This window comes from Acetobacter malorum (assembly GCF_002153605.1).
GTDB lineage: Bacteria > Pseudomonadota > Alphaproteobacteria > Acetobacterales > Acetobacteraceae > Acetobacter > Acetobacter malorum_A.
In genome coordinates this window covers 1-907 of sequence record NZ_JOPG01000040.1, presented here as the reverse complement: position 1 = coordinate 907, position 907 = coordinate 1, and the positions used below count along the sequence as shown (strand labels likewise).

Below are 907 nucleotides of genomic sequence, written 5' to 3'. Positions count from 1 at the left end.
AGAGCCCTTTTGGAAATTCACGGATGAGCGTTTCGGCGTAGCATGAGGCATCCCATGGCGATGTGGATCATGGCCTCTGCGACGTCGATCCGCTGTTCGTAGTCCTTCACAAGGCGACGCCAGCGGATCATCCAACCGAAGGTCCGTTCCACAACCCACCGACGCGGCAGGATTTCAAACCCTTTTGCTGTCTCTGACCGCCGGATGATCTCGACTGTGAAGTCGAGAAACGTGGCCTTATCCATCAACTGGAGGCGGTCATAGGCTCCATCGGCAAACAGGTGCTTCACCCAAGGCCAGCGTTTACGAATGGCATCAAGGATCATCTGTCCTCCTGCACTGTCCGAAATATCGGCTGTTGTCAGCTGGACCAGGAGAAGGCGGCCATCCGTATCAACTGCGATGTGACGTTTCCGACCGACGATCTTCTTGCCTGCGTCATAACCACGTGTCTTTGCGTGGGGTGCCTTGATACTCTGGCTATCAATGACACCACCCGATGGACTGGTTTCGCGTCCTGCCGCTTCACGATCGAGCATCAGACAGACATCATGAATGGTCTGGAACAGGAAACGGCGCATCAGCCTGCGGAACCACCAGTAAACCGTTTGCCATGGGCCAAAATGAACCGGAAGCATCTCCCAACCACAGCCTGAGCGCACGAGATAGCGCAGAGCATTGATGATCTCACGGAAATCGGTTGTCCGTTTCCGACCACGCCGGTTCGCAGGGGGCATCAGAGGCGCTATGCGCTCCCATTCCTCATCTGTCAGATCAGACGGATAGCGTTTCGTCTTGCGTGTAATTCCGGCCATGCGGCCTCGTTGTGCTGGCGTCCACATCCTGCCTTTGAATCACACTCAAAACCTCTTGAAAACCTATCATAGCGAATTTCCAAAAGGGCTCT

1 protein-coding gene is annotated in these 907 nt (G+C 54.9%); it reads right to left on the bottom strand.

What is annotated here, in order from left to right; translation table 11 throughout:
* Positions 1 to 17: 17 nt before the first annotated feature.
* Positions 18 to 842 (bottom strand): IS5-like element IS12528 family transposase, encoded by an 825-nt coding sequence (locus HK23_RS13010; RefSeq protein ID WP_077931072.1) that lies wholly within the window; start codon positions 840 to 842, stop codon positions 18 to 20.
* Positions 843 to 907 lie beyond the last annotated feature (65 nt).